Origin of the sequence: Martinezella lusitana (assembly GCF_014207095.1) — a bacterium.
Taxonomy (GTDB): domain Bacteria; phylum Pseudomonadota; class Alphaproteobacteria; order Rhizobiales; family Rhizobiaceae; genus Rhizobium; species Rhizobium lusitanum_B.
Window position 1 is genome coordinate 321,163 of sequence record NZ_JACHBG010000003.1, and the last position, 18,181, is coordinate 339,343.

Below are 18,181 nucleotides of genomic sequence, written 5' to 3' on the forward strand. Positions count from 1 at the left end.
AGTTAATTGGGAAAACGACTATGCAACCGAGTCTCGCACTCAAGGACGATCAAGAGCATCTTCCGACGCTTCTGGCAACAGACGCGCAAGAGCTGTCATATCAGCTGCAGCAACATCAGGCAAAGCTCTTCCCGCCTCAGTCTCAAAAGACGATGCGGATGTTTTCGCCGGCCGAAGCTGCTGCCTTCATTGGTATAGGCGAGGGCTACCTCCGCCAGATCGCAGCTGAAGGTCACGGCCCGGATCCGCTTTCCAACGGACGCCGACTTTATTCGGCCGAAGATATGGACCGCATCCGCCGGGTTCTCGACGAACGAAACGGTACACCCAAATACGTGCCTGGGCGCAGGGGCTCTGAGAAGCTGCAGATCATCTCGGTGATGAACTTTAAAGGCGGCTCCGGCAAGACCACGACATCTGCCCATCTGGCCCAATACTTGGCGCTCAGGGGATACCGGGTGCTGGCCGTCGATCTCGACCCGCAGGCTTCCTTGTCCGCTCTGTTCGGACATCAGCCGGAACTTGATGTCGGGGAGGGCGAAACGCTCTACGGCGCCATTCGCTACGATGCGCCGCGGCCGATCTCCGACATCGTTCGTTCGACCTATACGCCGAACCTGCATCTCATTCCTGGAAATCTCGAGCTCATGGAGTTCGAGCATGAGACGCCAAGGGTGATGGCCGCCGGTAGAGCCGAAACCATGTTTTTCGCCCGCATCGGCGAAGCCTTGACCGAGATCGAGGGCTTCTATGATATCGTCGTTATCGATTGCCCACCGCAGCTCGGCTTCCTGACAATGTCGGCGCTGTGTGCAGCAACATCCATTCTGATTACCGTCCATCCGCAAATGCTAGACGTCATGTCGATGTCGCAGTTTTTGACCATGACGAGCGAGCTCATGACCGTGGTCGAGAATGCCGGAGGACGTACCAGTTACGATTGGATGCGCTACCTCGTCACGCGCTTTGAGCCGAATGACGGGCCGCAGAGCCAGATGACAGGTTTCATGCGAGCCATCTTCGGCAATCGCATGCTTCAAAATGCGATGGTCAAGTCCACGGCCGTTGCCGATGCCGGCGTTACCAAACAGACCCTCTACGAGGTAGAACGTGCCCAATTCACCAGGGGCACCTACGACCGCGCTTTGGATTCGCTCAATCTCGTGAATAGCGAGATCGAGACGCATATCCGCACAACGTGGGGAAGGAAATAGAATAGATGGCGCGCAAAAACCTGCTTGAAATCTCCGCTCCGAATACGGTGCGCACAGATGCTTCTGCATCGAAGGATAACCGCCCCATAGCCGGCTTTCTGCCGCAAGCGAGGGCCGGCGGCCCCGTGGGCGGGATCACTAGAACACTTGGCAACATCACCGAGAAGATGGAGCGGGCAAACGATCTTGAACGACAGCTGGCCGAGGGCCAGACCATCGTTGAACTCGACACCGATCTGATTGATGGATCCTTCGTTACCGATCGCCTTGAGATCGATCCCGTCGAGCTTGGCCAACTTGTCGAGCAGATCCGCGAGCATGGTCAGCAGGTTCCCATTCTGGTGCGACCGCATCCGGAAACCAAGGGGCGTTATCAGGTTGCCTACGGCCATCGCCGTCTCGCTGCCACGAAAGAGCTTGGCATCAAGGTTCGTGCCGTCATTCGGCAGCTGACCGATGATCAGCTTGTCGTAAGCCAGGGGCAGGAAAACAGCGCACGTACGAACCTTTCGTACATCGAGCGAGCGCTTTTCGCGTTGCGGCTGGAGCAGCGTGATTTCGGCCGGGATATCATCATGGCATCGCTGGGTGTCGATAAGGCTGCACTGTCGAAAATGCTTATCGTGATGAGACAGGTGCCATTGGCGCTGATCAGCGCAATTGGCCCGGCTCCGGATATCGGTCGCAGGCGTTGGCTTGAATTGGGAGAACGCCTCGAAGGCGTCGCCCATGAGCCGATCATCGTCGAGTTGTCCGCGGACAACAGCCGTAAGCTGTCGAGCGATGAGCGCTTCCAGCAGGCCATGGTTCTGGCGATCGGCAAGCCCGCTTCAGTGAAGCCTGAGACCGTTCCGTCGACCATATCTGGCGTGCCTGTGACATTTAAGAGAACGCCGGCTCGTGCCACCTTTGTCTTCGACAGTAAGGCGGCTCCTGGCTTCGATCAGTTTGTGCAGGAGAGACTGCAATCTCTCTTCAACGAATTCCAACAAGGAAAGGAAACGTAAGCAGCAAAAGAAAAAGGCCCCCAAGCGACGTCGTCGTGGAAGCCCTTCTCGATCTTAAGCACATCCAGAATCGCATTTCCACGAATCACAGTCAAGAGTCTTTGGCATCGTTTTGGTGAGCAGATTTCTTTTGCCTCAACGTAGGTGAAAGAAAATGGAAGCTGAATATGTGACGACGCCCTTCGGGCGGCGGCCGATGACGCTTGCCATGTTGGTAGCTCAAAGAAGGGCCCGGCATGATGAGCCAGTCAAATCGGTCGACAAGTGGAAGATTTATCGTGCGCTCTGCGAAGCCAAGCCTCATCTCGGTATCACTGATCGAGCGCTTGCCGTTCTCAACGCGCTTTTGAGCTTCTATCCGAAGATAGAGCTTTCGGATGATGCTAACCTCGTCGTGTTCCCTTCGAACGCGCAATTGTCTCTTCGCGCGCACGGCATGGCGGAGCAAACCATCCGGCGCCACCTTGCGGCTCTTGTCGAGGCTGGACTCATCGTCCGTCGCGACAGTCCCAACGGCAAGCGTTATGCGCGCAGAACCCGGGCAGGGGATCTTCACCAGGCGTACGGCTTCTCGCTTGCACCTCTTCTTTCGCGCGCCGACGAGATCGAACATCTCGCTGCTGAGGTGGTGGCCGAACGCCTGCACGTCCAGGCGCTTCGCGAACGCATCAGCCTGCTCCGGCGGGATGTCGCCAAGCTTATCGAAACTGCGATCATCGAAGCCGTCACCGGCGACTGGAACGCTGTTCATTGCGGTTTCCGTCATCTCATCGACAGCCTTCCACGTTCACCCAGCATGGCCGAACTCGAGCTCTTGCTCCAAAAGCTGGATCTGCTGCATCTCGAAATCGTCAACCGACTGGAAAAGCACGCAAAAACAAAATTTCTGAGCGCCAATCACTATCAAAATGAGCGGCACATACAGAATTCAGACTCCGAATCCATAATTGAATCTGAAGCCCAACCGGTAGAACAACACGCAACGTTGTCCACGGCCGACAGACCGAGCAAAACCCAAGTAATCCATCCATCCGAAAACAAGCTCATTCAGCGGAATGGAGAGCAGGAGCCAGGCAACCAAGTCCGTGGAAAAGATGTAAGCGAAGGGTACTCGTCGCTAAAAACCTTCCCCCTGGATCTTGTCATCCGCGCTTGCCCGGAAATCACCGCCTACAGTCCCAGCGGCCAGATCACCAATTGGCGCGACCTTACGGCTGCTTCGATCATTGTCCGAACCATGCTTGAGATTGGCCCTGGAGCGCACCAGAAAGCGTGTGAGGTGATGGGCGTCGAGAACACGGCAACGGTGATCGCCTGTATCCTGCAACGAACCTCACAGATCAAATCTGCCGGCGCCTATCTTCGCGATCTGACGCGGCGGACGAAGAAAGGAGAGTTCGCGATTGGACCCATGTTGATGTCTCTTCTGCGGGCTAACGCAGAGGCCGACACAAGAAAATCAGCCTAGGCCGCGTGGACAAATTTGAGCCAATATCTGGCGGTGGCGAGATGGACCATGCCGAGGAAGCTGTTGGCCAGTTGATCATAGCGAGTGGCGATGGCGCGGTTGATCTTGAGGTGGCCAAACATGCGTTCGATGCGGTTGCGCTGCTTGTATAGCGTCCGATTATGCTCGATTTTCACGCGGCGGTTTGACCGGCCAGGAATGACGGCCTCGATATTCCGCTCGGCAAGGTCGGCACGGATTGCGTCGGCGTCATAGCCCTTGTCGGCGAGCAAAGCGTCAGGTGCACGCTCGGGCAGGCCGATCAGGGCGCTATAGGCTTTGCAAGCTGCCGCTTCGCCGACCGTCAGTTGGAAAGCGAGTGGTCTTCCGAGTGCATCAGCCAGGCAGTGAAGCTTACTGGTGAACCCGCCCCGCGAGCGGCCAAGAGCGCGTTGATGAGTCCCCCTTTTCCGCCCGCTGCCGAGACGTGGGCGCGAACGGTGGTGCTGTCGATGCTGTAGTGGCCGCTGTCCGCCATGATCTCGGCCAGCGTCACGGCAACGGTCTCCCAGACCCCAGCCTCACACCATCGCCGGAACCGCCGGTAGATGGTATTCCAGCTCCCATACTTGGGCGGAACGTCGCGCCATGGCGCTCCGCACCGGAGGCGCCAAAGGATTCCGTTGATGACAGCGCGGTTCTGCTCCGGGCGCCTGCCTCGGCCACGGTTCTCGGGCTCGATTGGCAGCAAGCTTTTCAAAATGCGCCATTCTGCTTCGGTGAGATCGCCCCGGCTCAATCCTGCCTCCAAAAGATAGCCTTGAATCAACCCTTTTCGGGTGCGTCAATGATGGGGTCTCTTTTCTACTGGGTCGGGTGCCGTGCGATGGATCAGGCGGCCCAGTGTGCTATATTCGTCCCAAGGGGTTCATATGCACATCACTGAACGAGACGGCACCTTCACCGCGCAGCATATCACCGGCCCAACACACAACATGCTTCGCCTGACTGTTGGGCGGGGAAGCCCGCAGGAATTTGCGGTCACTGTGCTTCCTCCGGTTGGCGAGTGTCGGCATCACGAGCGCTTGACTGCTGAAGAGGTCATACCCGCAATCCAAGCCGGCCTTGCCGACGCCAATGCCGCTCTGAAAGCAAACTATGTCATTAAAGCCGCCGAGATCGTCGAGAACGACAGTCGGCAGCGTGGCATCTACGAGTATTTGACACGAAAGATCATCGAGAAGGCAGCAGAGGCCCCATCGGCTTGAGCGTCACCGGTGGGTCTCGCCCCTCATCGGAATTTGTCCACGCCGCCTAGTCCACTCGTATTCCAGGTTTTTGCGGCTTCGTAACAGAGTAAGCCTCAGCCTTAACCTGGCGGACCGATTAGGTTTGGTACACAGCGATGTATGACCGCTCATACGACAAAATAGTTGTTTGGCGAACGAGCGTCCGCACCTTGCATAGACCTGATGGAAGAGAAGTATCGAATAACTTCCGCTTAGGAATGTTACTGTAAGAAAATCAATCAGATGGAGGATGGCTAAAATTCGCCAGAAAGGCGCAAAACAGAGGTGAAAAACCCCTTATCCCTCTGTAAATCTTGCATTCTTATCGCAGATTTACGTCAGAAAGTCCATGCGAGGACGCGCATTTGATCATGGGGGTTTGCGTAACGCTGTCGCTTGCCCGCGGATCATCCGAAGATAACGTCGCCGCTTTGCAGCGGCATCCAATAAATAGATCCGATGCGGTTGCCACAGTTCCTATTCGCAAATCGGTATGGGACGGGCAGGTGGCGCCGGGTGATCCTTCTTATATTGCACGATGACCGGCTCCAGCGTTTCCTTCGACCAGAACTTCGGCGCCCGGATTTGCTTCATGCAGGTATCGTTCCAGTACAAACCAGCCTGCGACGGCGACCGGCCAGCAGCGGCAGCCTTTGCGACGGCACTGATGTCCTTGGACTCCGGATAAATGTAGAGCGTCGTCGGATTGTCCTTGACCATGGAGATGATCTGATTGGCGTCGGAGGCCGACCAGCTGGTGCAACCATCGCTGCGCCCCCCGGCATATTCCACCAGCTTGCCCAGGGGAACATACCCCTCGCGATTGGCATAGGGGCTTTGTGGGTCCTTCTTCATGCACACACCGGCAACTTTCGCTGCCGCATGGCCGCCGATCGCACGTTGGCGCGCGTTCGCGGTCTCGCCCTCGCCATCGAACTGTAAGAAGGTCCGAAGATAGGCCGTATCCTTCGTTTGTGAGCCCCGATAATAGCCCTTGAAGGTCGTTTTCGTTTCCTCGGTCAGATAGGAGCCGCCTGTCGTCAGGTTTGAATCCATCGCATTGCCGAAATTCTTGGCGCACATCCGACCGTTGCCGAAGTCGGCGACGCCCTTGAGATCGCGGCCGCTGCCGTGGCCAGACGAGACAACGCGGAATGTCTGCGTGGCCTCGCAGACGATGTAGAACCTGCCTCCGTCAGCCGGATCATTCGGGCGCGTCGCATCCATCGCAAAGTAACAGGGGTTTCTGACTGTGCCCTCGCTCACCTTCCGCATGTAGAGGGAACGGGCTCTTTGCAGAACCGGGCGCGCAATCTGACCGTCTGCCTGGCCGACATGTGTCGTGAGCCATGTCGGAATATCCGGCAGCTGCTCTGTGGCAAGGGCAGGGGGCGCGTTTGCGACGATGATGGCGACAGAGCAAAGGCTGAGCATCCTGACGATGCTTAGAGGGGCATATTTCAACCGCACGGAATTCGATCTCCTGTTAGACGCTTGGGACCGGTGCCGCAAAGAACGGCGGTCGACGGTATGCTTGCCCCACAAGCTCGGCTGTCGTGTGGCCGTATCCAGAAATCATAGTTGTGCTCTGTTTTGCTGAACGAGATCCTAACGGCCATGGAAAATGTCGACGGCCACGATAGACATCGTGTGTTTGTCATCAGGTCGCGTCCAGTTTCCCTGCCAACAATTCCGAGCGCATAGCGGCGCAAATGTGGCTAACTCTCGACCAGAAAGGCGATTGATGTTCGTATGGCCGCGTTACAGCTTTAAACGGCAATACCGGCCCTCCAGATAGCCATGAGAGTTCCAAACCTATCGGCCGCGAAGACTAACCCTGCAGCGAGCGCAGTCGGCCATTGCCTCCGGAACCAGTTCGAGGAGTTCCTGAGAAGCAGGGCGTCCGGCAGGGTGAATGAAAATCGGCCTTGGCTTGCGTGATCGTCAGATAAGTCGACTCCAGCGGACGTTTGCCAGACCATGAGGAATCGTGACCGAGGACCGTTTTCAGTTGGTGGCGATCGAGCCGATACTTGCCTGGAAAAGGACTGATGCAACTGGTTTCAACGATCGAGGTGGAACCCGGAAAAACGGCCGTTGTTGTTCGCAGATGGGCGCATACCGCCGAGACCACGAGAAATATGGCTGACCGTACGATGTAAACGATGAGCCGTCTGCGCGTGAAGAGCGGCCGCTCTTCGATTGTCTTGATAGCGGGACCGTACCGATTGGGTTTGAGAGCCCGGATAGCCAGCATTGCGACGAAACCGATCTGTGCAAGCAAGATGGCGAGAAGCACAGCCCCGGAGTCTGCGCGACGTTGACATATTCCGTCCGAATGATTGGTTATTGTCCTTTGCGCCCGTGGCGGCAACAACTGCGAGGCATGTTGACCGGCGAGCAAGCCATTGGCGAACGCCCGCTATAGTGCAAAACAAAAAAGGGCCCCTCGGGGCCCTCTCTTCTTGATCGATGGAAAGATCAGCGTGCAAGGTTCACGAGGACGTCCAGCAGGTCGGCGCCCGACTGGAAGACCTTGGAATTGGCCGTGTAGCTCTTCTGCGCCTGGATCATATCAGTAAGCTGGCCGGCGAGGTCGACGTTGGAGGCTTCCAGCGAATTGGACTGGATGTAGCCAAGGCCGTTGCTGTTGGCGAAGCTCGTAACCGTGACGCCGGATTCGGCGCTTGGCTGATAGACGTTGCCGCTGAGAGGTTCGAGCTTGTCCGGGCTTGAGACGGTTGCCAGCGGGATCTGGTAGATCGCCTTCGGATCGCCGGTCTTGTAGTTGGCGTAGACGACGCCGTTCTTGTCGATGGTAACGCCGGTGACCGGGCTTGCCGCCTGGCCGTTGGTCGAGCCCTTCGAGCTGAAGTCGCTGGCCTTCTGCGTCATCTTGGTCAGATCCATCGCGATCGATCCGGCGGTCTTCGGATCGGTGATCGTGAAGTTGCCACCACCCGTCATGTTGCCGTTTGCATCGAACGTCAGCGTGCTGGTGGCAACGGGGCCAGACGAGTAGGGGAAGGACGAGCCGGTACCCGTCGCCGCGTCGGCATTGCGGTAGACGGCAACTTCCCACTTGTCCTGTGTTGCCGGGACCGGTGGGGTGGCACTGGGGTTGCCGGGGCTGGCAGCCGAGGTCTTGGTATAATAGATGTCATACATAACGGTGTTGCCGAGCTTATCATAGCCGACAACCGAGCTCTTTTGGGTATTGGCGGTCACCGGCGCGGTGTTCGCGCTCGGCAGTCCCGAGGACACAACCGTCGCATTCGAGTTGAGGTTGCCGGTAAAGCTGCCCGATGTCGACGGAGAATTGGCAAGGCCGCTTTGGTTGACGTTGATCGGAATAAGGCCATCGAAACCGTTGACCACGACTGCCGGTGCACCCGACGCATAGGAATAGCCCATCAGCGTGTAACCGGAGGAATTCTTGAGATTGCCGTTCGCATCGGGGGTGAAGTCGCCCGCACGCGTCAAAACGGTTTTGCCGTCGGCACCCTGCACCACAAAGAAACCAGCACCCTGGATAGACAGATTGCTGTTCGACGAGCTCGATATGGTATCGCCCTGCTTCGACACGGAATAGCTGATATTCGTCTCTACGCTGCCGGAATTGTAGTTGCCGCCGCCCGAGGGCAGAATCAATGACGAAAAACTGGCGCTCGCCGACTTATAGCCCGTTGTGTTGACGTTGGCGATGTTGTCGGACACGGTGCTGAGGCGATTCGCCTGCGCATTCATGCCTGAAATCGCCGTTTTCATGCTACCAAAGATGCTCATTGGTTCCTCGCACGTTGCTGATGCCGCCACGATAACCGGAGTGACTTGTGTGAAGCTGGTTTTTTTCCCGGTGCGGCGCAAGCTTGAGGCAATCTCGCACAGCCATGGCGTGCGTTGTGGCGAGACGGCTCCTGCCGTCAGGATCTGAAGACAACCCTATTGCCGCAGCGTAGGCGCCGGAAAATCCAGCACGCTTCGCGTGTAGCTCTCGACCAATGTACTGAAGGGCGTGCCGTCCGGCAACTTCAGCACCGCGTGATGTTCAAGAAGGAGCGGCGGCAAGGCGAGGGATGCTGTCGTGGATGCCGAAAAGTCCGTTGCCATCTCCCAACCCTCCGGAAGCGGATGCCAGAGCAGTTTGGCCGACAGATTCGTGCGGGTAAAGTTAAGAGATTGTACTGCCCGCCCAAAGGCGACGTCGCTTGAGTTCAGCGCCTCGTTCATGTCGGCAGTCAATCTGGACGGCACATACCAGTTGTCTGCTTCCGACAGGACACGGTCGCCGCAGGCGAGGCGAACGCGGCGATAAGCGACCGGCTCATCGGGTTTGACCGCCAGAGTTTCACGAATTTGGGCGTCGGCCGGTTTGTCCTGTCCGCGCACGCGCTGCGCCACTATCTTCGCTCCAGCTGGTGCCAGCTTGTGGGTCGCGCACCAACGGTCGAGCGTTAGCGTGGCGCTGGCATTGCTGAGAAGGTCGGCATTCAGCGTCTGGAGAACGGCAAGGGCTTCGACGCGTGCCGTCGCGGTATCGGGCCATTGTGAGGCAGCAGGCAGATCCTGTGCCATCGAAGGCTGCGCACCCAGCGCCACTCCCGCCACGCTGGTAAGAGTTATAGCTCGAATGAGTGTCGAAGCGCGGAAGGTCATGAGCGATAAGTCCTTTGTGCGGGAAGCTCTATGGAAGCAGGATGCGAGGCTCCGGTCTTGCGGAGTCTCTGTCGGCCATGTCGATGATCAAAATGGAGAAAACCTGGCGGACGGCAAGCCCGGATCGCTCCTCTCACACACCTAAGTGGCAATTGGGCTTGATGTAATGTGTTGCCGTCGGCGAGCTGGATGGGTTTTCGAGCACTCCTTGCCAGGAAACTGCTCACCTATGCCGTTACCAATTTTCCATCCGGCCGATATGGATGCTGTGGACGCTTGCTTTCTCCTGGGCGACGAATTCGGTGAGCGCCGAAGGAATATCAACGCTCGAGCTGTGTCGTCCGAGAATGCGAAAGCCTCGCGGAAGGCAGTTGGCGACGCGGTCGATGATCTTCTCATAGTCGACAACAAGCATTTCTCTGCCGACCATGAGATCGAACAGCACGGGATCGAGAATGACGTGCTCGTTCTCACAAAACCAGTAGGAGGAGATCGTGAGATCGGGAAGGTAGCCGATCTGTGTGGGCAGGTTCCGCCGTTCGAACTCGATCCGTCCAGGAAGCCTCGCGGCTGACATGAGTTGCTCACCGAGCGAGAGTTGGATTTCCGACGCGTCCAATCCGTGAAGCTCAAGATTGGGATTGTCTGCGAGATAGGCAAAGGCGAGGCTGAATGCACCTGAGCCGCAGCCAAGGTCACATACTCTGCGATAGCCGTGGATTCTGCCTCCAAGATTGGCCAGTGCCCGGAGACATTTCAGCGTATTTCGCATTCCGAAAGCGCGCGTGAATGCATCCGCCGAATTGACGTAGTCGAACACCTCGATCTGACGCCGGCTTTCGACCGCATTGCGTAGCGCGATGGACGCCATACTTGGGCGATACACGTGGTGGCATCGGAGCAAGACGTCGGCAAATCCGTCAAAATATCGTATCCGTTCTTCTGCATATGCCATGAGATCCCATCCTCACCCGTCCGTGCGAAGGAAGGCTTCCTTCAAGCACGATTGAAGAGGGATTGGTAGGGATACGCCTCCATGGTGGCCGGCGCAGGGTCTAAAAAAGTCATGTGGCCGCCGGCGTTGATGTCCAATGCAGGCCCGACATCGAGCCGCTTGCGACTATGATCGCACGCCATCGCCGTGCCAGCCGTGTGAGGCCGGCACCGGAAAACCTTCGAAGGTCTTGAGCGTATCGAGGACGATCGATGTCTTGACATGCTGTACGGACTCGTGAGGCAACAGCACATCGTTGACGAACCTCGACAGACCGGCGAGCCCGCGGGTTGCGACCTTCAGATGATAGTCCATCTCGCCCGTCAGCGCGTAGGCTTCCAGCACCTCAGGCAGCCCGTTGATCAGCTGGGAAAAACGGCGGGCATTGTCTCTATTGTGAGTGGCAAGCGTCACCGATATGACCACAAGCATGTCCAGGCCCAGCTTCTGACGGTCGAGGTTGGCCTGATAGCTGCGGATATAGCCTTCGGCCTCCAACCGCGTGCGTCGCCGGGAACATTGCGACGGAGAGAGGGCGATGCGATCGCCCAGTTCATTGTTGGTCAGTCTGCCATCTTTCTGGAGTTCCTCCAGCAGCCGCAGATCCAGTTTGTCGAGTTGTTCATCCATTGCGTAAAACTTCCAAAACTCTCACAGATCGTGTATAATATTTGCGCCTCGCACCAAGAATGCAAGCACATTGCGCGCGTTTGGAGCCATACTTTGCATCATCAAGGTTTGGCCTTCCGAGGAGGAAAAGATGGGTCCTTTCCCGCATGACGCACCGCCGTCCGAAATCACCGCCGACAACCCGGCAGGCACCGACGGTTTCGAGTTCGTCGAATTCGCTCATCCCGAGCCCGAGAAGCTGCGCGAACTCTTCACGCGCATGGGATATGCTCCGGTCGCCAAGCACAAGACCAAGGACATCACTGTCTGGCGTCAGGGCGACATCAACTACATCCTGAATGCCGAGCCTGGCAGCCATGCGGCTTGCTTCATCGCAGACCATGGTCCGGCCGCCCCTTCTATGGCCTGGCGCGTCGTCGACGCAAAGCACGCCTTCGACCATGCCGTCTCGAAGGGTGCCGTTCCCTATGAAGGAAGCGACAAGGCACTTGATGTTCCGGCAATCGTCGGCATTGGCGGCTCGCTGCTTTATTTCGTCGAGACCTACGGCAAGAAGGGCTCGGCCTACGAAGCCGAATTCGATTGGATCGGCGAGCACGATCCGCGTCCCGAAGGCGTCGGCTTCTATTATCTCGACCATCTCACGCACAATGTCTTCCGCGGCAATATGGACAAGTGGTGGGACTTCTACCGCGATCTGTTCAATTTCAAGCAGATCCACTTCTTCGACATCGACGGCCGCATTACCGGTCTGGTCAGCCGCGCGATCACCTCGCCCTGCGGCAAGATCCGTATTCCGCTGAATGAATCGAAGGACGATACCAGCCAGATCGAGGAATTCCTGAAGAAATACAAGGGCGAGGGCATCCAGCACATCGCCGTTGGCACTGACGATATCTATCAGGCGACCGATACACTTGCCGACAATGGTCTGCGTTTCATGCCCGGCCCGCCGGAGACCTATTACGATATGTCCTTTGCGCGCGTGAATGGGCACGAAGAACCCATCGAACGCATGAAGAAGCATGGTATTCTGATCGACGGCGAAGGCGTGGTGAATGGCGGCATGACGAAGATCCTGTTGCAGATCTTCTCCAAGACCGTCATCGGCCCCATCTTCTTCGAGTTCATTCAGCGCAAGGGCGACGAAGGCTTCGGCGAAGGCAATTTCCGGGCTCTCTTCGAGTCGATCGAAGCCGACCAGATCAAGCGCGGCGTCATCGGCACTGCGGCCGAGTGATCCTTATGCGACCCGGTGCGTGCACCGGGTCGCCAGCATTTCCGGGAGGAGTTGAGCGATGGACCAAACGATACCGAAGGCTTCCGACCGCCAGGCAACGGCGACGGAAAAGCTGCAATACATGCCCGGCTTCGGCAATGACTTCGAGACGGAGTCGCTGCCCGGTGCACTGCCGCAGGGTCAGAACAGCCCGCAGAAGTGCAATTATGGTCTTTATGCCGAACAGCTCTCCGGCTCGCCGTTCACGGCACCGCGCGGAACGAACGAACGTTCCTGGCTCTATCGCATCCGTCCCAGCGTGCGCCACACACGACGCTTTTCGAACGCCTCCTATCCGCTTTGGAAAACCGCGCCCTGCCTCGACGACCACTCGCTTCCGCTCGGCCAGCTTCGCTGGGATCCGCTGCCGGCACCCGCAGAGCGGCTGACCTTCCTTGAAGGGATCCGTACGATCACGACTGCCGGCGATGTGTTGACGCAGACCGGCATGGCTGCCCACGCTTATGTCTTCAATGAGGACATGGTCGACGATTATTTCTTCAATGCAGACGGCGAGCTGCTCGTCGTTCCCCAAGTCGGCGCCATCAGGGTGTTCACCGAGATGGGCATCATCGACGTCGAACCCTCTGAAATCTGCATCGTCCCGCGCGGGATGATGTTCAAGGTCTCGCGCCTCGGCGATGAAAAGGTCTGGCGCGGCTATATATGCGAGAACTACGGAGCCAAGTTCACATTGCCGGATCGCGGGCCGATCGGCGCGAACTGCCTGGCCAATCCGCGTGATTTCAAGACGCCCGTTGCCGCCTTCGAAGACAAGGAGACGGCTTGCCGCGTGCACGTCAAATGGTGTGGAAAATTCTATGTCACCGAGATCGGCCACTCGCCACTCGATGTGGTGGCGTGGCACGGCAACTACACACCTTATAAATACGACCTGCAGACCTTCTCTCCCGTGGGTGCCATCCTGTTTGACCATCCGGATCCGTCGATCTTCACCGTGCTGACGGCTCCGACCGAAAGTGTCGGCACGGCGAATGTCGATTTCGTCATCTTCCCGCCGCGCTGGCTGGTGGCCGAACATACATTCCGTCCGCCCTGGTATCATCGCAACATCATGAGCGAGTTCATGGGCCTTATCCATGGCCAGTATGATGCGAAGGAAAAGGGCTTCGTGCCTGGTGGTATGAGCCTGCATAATATGATGCTTCCGCATGGACCGGACGCTTTCGGCTTCGAAAAAGCATCCAATTCGGAGCTGAAGCCCGTGAAGCTGGATCACACCATGGCCTTCATGTTCGAGACCCGGTTTCCGCAGCAGCTGACAAAATACGCGGCCGAGCTCGAAACGCTGCAGGACGATTATCTGGAGTGCTGGGACAAGCTGGAGCGGAGATTTGACGGCACGCCGGGTATCAAGTGAAGACAGAGCATGTCGCGCAAAAGTGTGAAGCGGTCTTGCGGCAACGACATGCGAAAAATTAGGGGCCTAAAGCGCGTTTGGCTCTTTAGGCCTGCCGCATTCTCTGACAGTGGAACCGGAACATGAAGCTTGCGACTTTGAAAGACTCCACCAGAGACGGCCGGCTCGTCGTCGTCTCGCGCGATCTCACCCTCTGCTCCGAGGTCGGTCATATCGCCCGCACCCTGCAAGCAGCGCTCGATGACTGGGAGCATGTGGCGCCGAGGCTCGCGCGTGTTGCCGAAGGGATCGAAACGGGTGCCCAGCCGACGATCCGGTTTCATGAGCACGATGCCGCATCGCCGCTGCCGCGCGCCTATCAATGGGCCGACGGCTCGGCCTACGTCAACCATGTGGAACTGGTGCGCAAAGCACGTAACGCCGAGATGCCCGAGAGTTTCTGGGTCGATCCGCTAATGTATCAAGGCGGCTCGGATGGCTTCCTTGCGCCGCGCGATCCGATTGCCGCTGCCGACGAAGCCTATGGGATCGACATGGAAGGCGAGGTGGCTGTCATCGTCGGCGATGTCGCCATGGGCTCCAGCCCCGAAGTTGCCCGACGGGCAATCCGCTTGGTGATGCTCGTCAACGACGTGTCGCTGCGCGGCCTGATCCCGCAGGAACTGGCAAAGGGTTTCGGCTTCTTCCAGTCGAAGCCGGCTTCAACTTTCTCCCCGGTCGCGGTTACGCCCAACGAGTTGGGAGACGCATGGGATGGCGGCAAGCTGCACCTGCCGCTGCGCGTCGTGTTGAACGACAAGCTCTTCGGCAGGGCGAATGCCGGCGTCGACATGACATTCGATTTCGGGCAACTGGTTGCGCATGCGGCCAAGACCCGCAACCTTGTTGCCGGTACGATCATCGGCTCGGGGACTGTGTCCAACAAGCTTGATGGCGGGCCGGGCAAACCGGTCGAAAATGGTGGCGACGGCTATTCCTGCATAGCCGAGATCCGCATGATCGAGACGATCGAGACCGGAGCTGCGAAGACGCCCTTCATGCGCTTCGGCGATCAAGTTCGCATCGAAATGCTCGATCGCGCCGGCCATTCGATCTTCGGTGCGATCGAACAGACCGTGCAGAAATACGAAGGGTCTTCGCCGAGATGAACGACGTCGTTCTTTACGACTACTGGAGGTCATCGGCGAGCTATCGTGTTCGCATCGCGCTCAACATGCTCGGGATCGGCTACAGGACGGTGCCGATCAACCTGCTGGAAGGCAAGCAAACGAGCGCCGAATATCTGGAGCTTAACCCGCAGGGCTTTGTTCCGACGCTGGTGATCGATGGGCAGGTGATGACGCAGTCGCTCTCCATCATTGAGTATCTTGCGGAGCTTCGGCCGGAGCGCAGGCTGTTGCCGGCAGGTATTGCAGACCGCCAGCATGTGCGGGCGCTTGCCTATGCTGTTGCCATGGACATTCATCCCATCTGCAATATGCACGTCGCAGCCTATGTCGCGACTTTGACGGAAAAGGCAGAGGCTCGCGAAGAATGGATGAGGCATTTCATCGCCGATGGACTTCGCAAGCTCGAGCATATGTTGAGCAAGTTTGACGGTGCCTTCAGTTATGGTGATACGCCGACCATGGCGGATATCTGCCTCGTCCCTCAAGTCTATAATGCTCGCCGCTGGGGAGTTGATCTGACCGACCTCGGGCGCATCGTCGAGATCGACGGCAGATGCGCCAAACTGTCTGGCTTTCAGGCGGCGCATCCGGACCGCGCCAAGCCTGAGTGAAGGATCTCGGGCATATCTGCTGCCGTCCCATGGTCGGCAGCAACTGTCGATTCATTCCACCATTTTGGGTGCTGCCCATACAATCAGCATTCCTTAGCAAGTTTCCATTTGGAATTGCTGGTTGCAGAAAGTCGCCCGTTTTTTATGCGATTGTCATACGGCTTTTATAAGGGAGAGGAGGAAGTAACCAAGACGCGGGGGTATTCAATGCGTAGACTTCTTCTTTCCATGCTGGCGGCGACCGTGCTGTCGGGGGCGGCCAATGCCACGACGATCTATCCGTTGGACCGGGCAACGGTACTGGTCGGCTCGCCCTTTGATTTCAAGGTTGAATTCAGCAAGGTCGTCAAGCCGGAAGACGTGAAAGTCACGATCAACGGCGAGAGCTACGACGCCGTACTCGGCAAGACGGCCAATTTCGTCGTCGAGGAAAAGGGTGCGGAGGACAAGGTCCTCGGATCGGCACTGATCCTGCGTGGCATCAAGATCGCCAAGCCTGGCCAGTACAAGGTTGAGGTTACAGCCGGCGACGAGAAGAAGTCGGTCAACTGGGAAGTCTACGGCACGTCGGCCGCGCCCAAGGCCAAAAACATCATCTTCCTGCTCGGCGACGGTCTGTCGGTTGCGCATCGCACCGGCGCCCGCATCATGTCCAAGGGCATGACCGAAGGCAAGGCCAACGGCCGTCTCGCCATGGACGACGTTCCGCCGGTCGCCTTCATCGGCACCTCCTCGACGTCCGCCATCGCGACCGACAGCGCCAACACCATGTCGGCCTACATGACCGGTCACAAGTCCGCCGTAAACGCGCTCGGCGTCTATGCCGACCGTACGCCGGCGAGCCTTGACGATCCGAAGGTCGAAACTATCGGCGAAGCACTGCGCCGCACCGGCAAGAAGTCGCTCGGCATCGTAACCACTGCCGAAGTCGAAGACGCGACGCCGGCAGCGCTCGTCTCCCACACCCGCAAGCGCGGCGACAAGGCTGAGATCGTTGGCATGATGTACGACGTCAAGCCGGACGTCCTGCTCGGCGGCGGCTCGGCCTACTTCCTGGCCAAGAGCGTACCCGGTTCCAAGCGTAAGGACGACAAGGACTACATCGCGCTCTTCAAGGATGCCGGCTACGCCATTGCCACCGACAAGAACGAACTGGCTGCCGCCGCAGGCTCCAACCAGGACAAGCTGCTCGGTCTTTTCCACACCGGCAACCTCGACGTGACGCTTGACCGCGAGTTCCTCAAGAAGGGCACCGTCGACAAGTTCCCGAACCAGCCGGGCCTCGTCGACATGACCAAGGTTGCGCTCGACAAGCTCGCCAAGAACCCGGAAGGCTTCCTCCTGATGGTCGAAGGCGCATCCATCGACAAGATGAGCCATCCGCTCGATTGGGATCGCGCCTTGTTTGACACGATCGAGTTCGACAAGGCCGTAGCTGTTGCGCGCGAATTCCAGGCCAAGAACCCGGATACGCTCGTCGTCGTCACCGGCGATCATACGCATGGCGTCTCCATCATCGGCACCGTCGACGATAACAAGCCGGGTACGGAAATGCGCGAGAAGGTCGGCACTTATGCTGCCGCCGGTTTCCCCAACTACGAAGACAAGGATGGCGATGGCTATCCGGATCGCGTCGACGTTTCCCGCCGCCTGTTCCTCGCCGCCAACAACGGCCCGGATCACTACGAGACCTTCCGTCCGAAGCTCGACGGCCCGTTCGTTCCGGCGATCCAGAACGAGAAGAAGGAATATGTTGCGAACGAGGCTTACAAGGACGTGCCCGGTGCCGTCTTCGTTCAGGGCAACCTTCCGAAGGATGAAGATAGCGGCGTTCACGCTGTAGACGATATCGTTCTGCAGGCTGCCGGCCCCGGTGCCGACGGTTTCCGCGGCTACATGGAACAGAGCGACGTCTATCGCGTGCTGGCCGACACCTTCGCGTTCGGCGCCGAGAAGAAGATGTAAGCCTGCCGATATCGGCGAATTGGGACAGGCGGCGCAAAGGCCGCCTGTCCCTCGACAGTTTATGGGGGGTCTCTTGTCTCAGAAAAAGACCGTAGGCATCAGCCGCCGGGCGTTGCTGACCGCCGCTGCCGCGCTGCCGATGATGGGACCTGCCATCAGCCTGAAGGCCGCCGAGAAGCTGGGCTTTGGCGAGCTCTACAAAAGCTTCGGACCGCTTGGTCTCGAATTCTCCGACAAGGTGAAGCAGTTGAAAGGCAAGGATGTCGCGATCAGCGGCTTCATGGCGCCGCCGTTGAAGGCGGAGGCTGCCTTCTTCGTGCTGACGGAAATTCCGATGTCGCTTTGCCCATTCTGCTCGTCCGATGCCGATTGGCCCGACAATATCATGGTGGTCTATCTCTCGGCCAAGCAGACCTTCGTACAATACAACGCGCCGATCGTGGCGCGGGGCGTGTTGGAGTTCGGCTCGTGGACGGATCCGGAGACCGGCTTCATCAGCCAATTGCGCCTCAGGGAAGCATCTTTCAGGACTGTCTGAC

General features: G+C 58.1%; 15 protein-coding genes and 1 pseudogene. 10 read left to right on the plus strand and 6 right to left on the minus strand.

The window, feature by feature from the left end; translation table 11 throughout:
* Positions 1 to 20 precede the first annotated feature (20 nt).
* The 3 genes from repA to repC all read left to right on the plus strand — a co-directional run bounded on the left by repA (position 21) and on the right by repC (position 3,689).
* Positions 21 to 1,214, plus strand: coding sequence for a plasmid partitioning protein RepA (gene repA / locus GGD46_RS09550; protein ID WP_184703511.1), 1,194 nt, complete (start codon positions 21 to 23; stop codon positions 1,212 to 1,214).
* A gap of 5 nt (positions 1,215 to 1,219) precedes the next feature.
* A complete protein-coding gene (gene repB / locus GGD46_RS09555) occupies positions 1,220 to 2,221 on the plus strand; it encodes a plasmid partitioning protein RepB (protein ID WP_184703512.1) in 1,002 nt (333 codons plus the stop codon).
* Between the two features lie 154 nt (positions 2,222 to 2,375).
* On the plus strand, positions 2,376 to 3,689 hold the full coding sequence (gene repC, locus GGD46_RS09560; RefSeq protein ID WP_184703513.1) for a plasmid replication protein RepC: 1,314 nt from the start codon (positions 2,376 to 2,378) through the stop codon (positions 3,687 to 3,689).
* Here the strand turns inward: repC and GGD46_RS09565 are convergent.
* A pseudogene (locus GGD46_RS09565) lies at positions 3,686 to 4,497 on the minus strand (IS5 family transposase). The gene repC and the pseudogene GGD46_RS09565 sit on opposite strands and share 4 nt — an antisense overlap.
* Before the next feature lie 103 nt (positions 4,498 to 4,600).
* On the opposite strand from GGD46_RS09565, the gene GGD46_RS09570 reads away from it, so the two are divergent.
* Entirely contained in the window at positions 4,601 to 4,936 is a 336-nt protein-coding gene (locus GGD46_RS09570; protein WP_184703514.1) for a hypothetical protein, read from the plus strand.
* A 498-nt stretch (positions 4,937 to 5,434) separates the two neighbouring features.
* Here the strand turns inward: GGD46_RS09570 and GGD46_RS09575 are convergent, their stop codons facing one another.
* From GGD46_RS09575 to GGD46_RS09595, 5 genes are all read right to left on the minus strand, one after another.
* Complete coding sequence (locus tag GGD46_RS09575; RefSeq protein WP_184703515.1) at positions 5,435 to 6,427, minus strand: murein L,D-transpeptidase catalytic domain family protein; 993 nt, start codon at positions 6,425 to 6,427, stop codon at positions 5,435 to 5,437.
* Between the two features lie 1,011 nt (positions 6,428 to 7,438).
* Positions 7,439 to 8,743 (minus strand): flagellar hook protein FlgE, encoded by a 1,305-nt coding sequence (locus tag GGD46_RS09580; RefSeq protein ID WP_184703516.1) that lies wholly within the window; start codon positions 8,741 to 8,743, stop codon positions 7,439 to 7,441.
* 156 nt (positions 8,744 to 8,899) lie between these two features.
* Positions 8,900 to 9,613 (minus strand): hypothetical protein, encoded by a 714-nt coding sequence (locus GGD46_RS09585; RefSeq protein WP_184703517.1) that lies wholly within the window; start codon positions 9,611 to 9,613, stop codon positions 8,900 to 8,902.
* Between the two features lie 235 nt (positions 9,614 to 9,848).
* Positions 9,849 to 10,499, minus strand: a complete 651-nt coding sequence (locus GGD46_RS09590; RefSeq protein ID WP_313206293.1) for a methyltransferase domain-containing protein — start codon at positions 10,497 to 10,499, stop codon at positions 9,849 to 9,851.
* A 234-nt stretch (positions 10,500 to 10,733) separates the two neighbouring features.
* Positions 10,734 to 11,237 carry an Lrp/AsnC family transcriptional regulator gene (locus GGD46_RS09595; RefSeq protein ID WP_184703519.1) on the minus strand — a complete coding sequence of 168 codons (504 nt, stop codon included), beginning with the start codon at positions 11,235 to 11,237 and terminating at the stop codon, positions 10,734 to 10,736.
* 130 nt (positions 11,238 to 11,367) lie between these two features.
* Between GGD46_RS09595 and hppD the strand changes: the two genes are divergently transcribed.
* The 6 genes from hppD to GGD46_RS09625 all read left to right on the plus strand — a co-directional run bounded on the left by hppD (position 11,368) and on the right by GGD46_RS09625 (position 18,180).
* A complete protein-coding gene (gene hppD / locus GGD46_RS09600; RefSeq protein ID WP_184703520.1) occupies positions 11,368 to 12,477 on the plus strand; it encodes a 4-hydroxyphenylpyruvate dioxygenase in 1,110 nt (369 codons plus the stop codon).
* A gap of 58 nt (positions 12,478 to 12,535) precedes the next feature.
* Positions 12,536 to 13,897 carry a homogentisate 1,2-dioxygenase gene (gene hmgA, locus GGD46_RS09605; protein WP_184703521.1) on the plus strand — a complete coding sequence of 454 codons (1,362 nt, stop codon included), beginning with the start codon at positions 12,536 to 12,538 and terminating at the stop codon, positions 13,895 to 13,897.
* A 122-nt stretch (positions 13,898 to 14,019) separates the two neighbouring features.
* A complete protein-coding gene (locus GGD46_RS09610) occupies positions 14,020 to 15,045 on the plus strand; it encodes a fumarylacetoacetate hydrolase family protein (RefSeq protein WP_184703522.1) in 1,026 nt (341 codons plus the stop codon).
* Positions 15,042 to 15,677, plus strand: coding sequence for a maleylacetoacetate isomerase (gene maiA / locus GGD46_RS09615; protein ID WP_184703523.1), 636 nt, complete (start codon positions 15,042 to 15,044; stop codon positions 15,675 to 15,677). Before GGD46_RS09610 ends, maiA begins: the two co-directional genes overlap by 4 nt.
* 207 nt (positions 15,678 to 15,884) lie before the next feature.
* The gene (locus GGD46_RS09620; RefSeq protein ID WP_184703524.1) at positions 15,885 to 17,642 is read left to right on the plus strand and encodes an alkaline phosphatase; all 1,758 of its coding nucleotides are present in this window, start codon (positions 15,885 to 15,887) and stop codon (positions 17,640 to 17,642) included.
* A gap of 73 nt (positions 17,643 to 17,715) precedes the next feature.
* Positions 17,716 to 18,180, plus strand: coding sequence for a hypothetical protein (locus GGD46_RS09625; RefSeq protein ID WP_409527670.1), 465 nt, complete (start codon positions 17,716 to 17,718; stop codon positions 18,178 to 18,180).
* Position 18,181 lies beyond the last annotated feature (1 nt).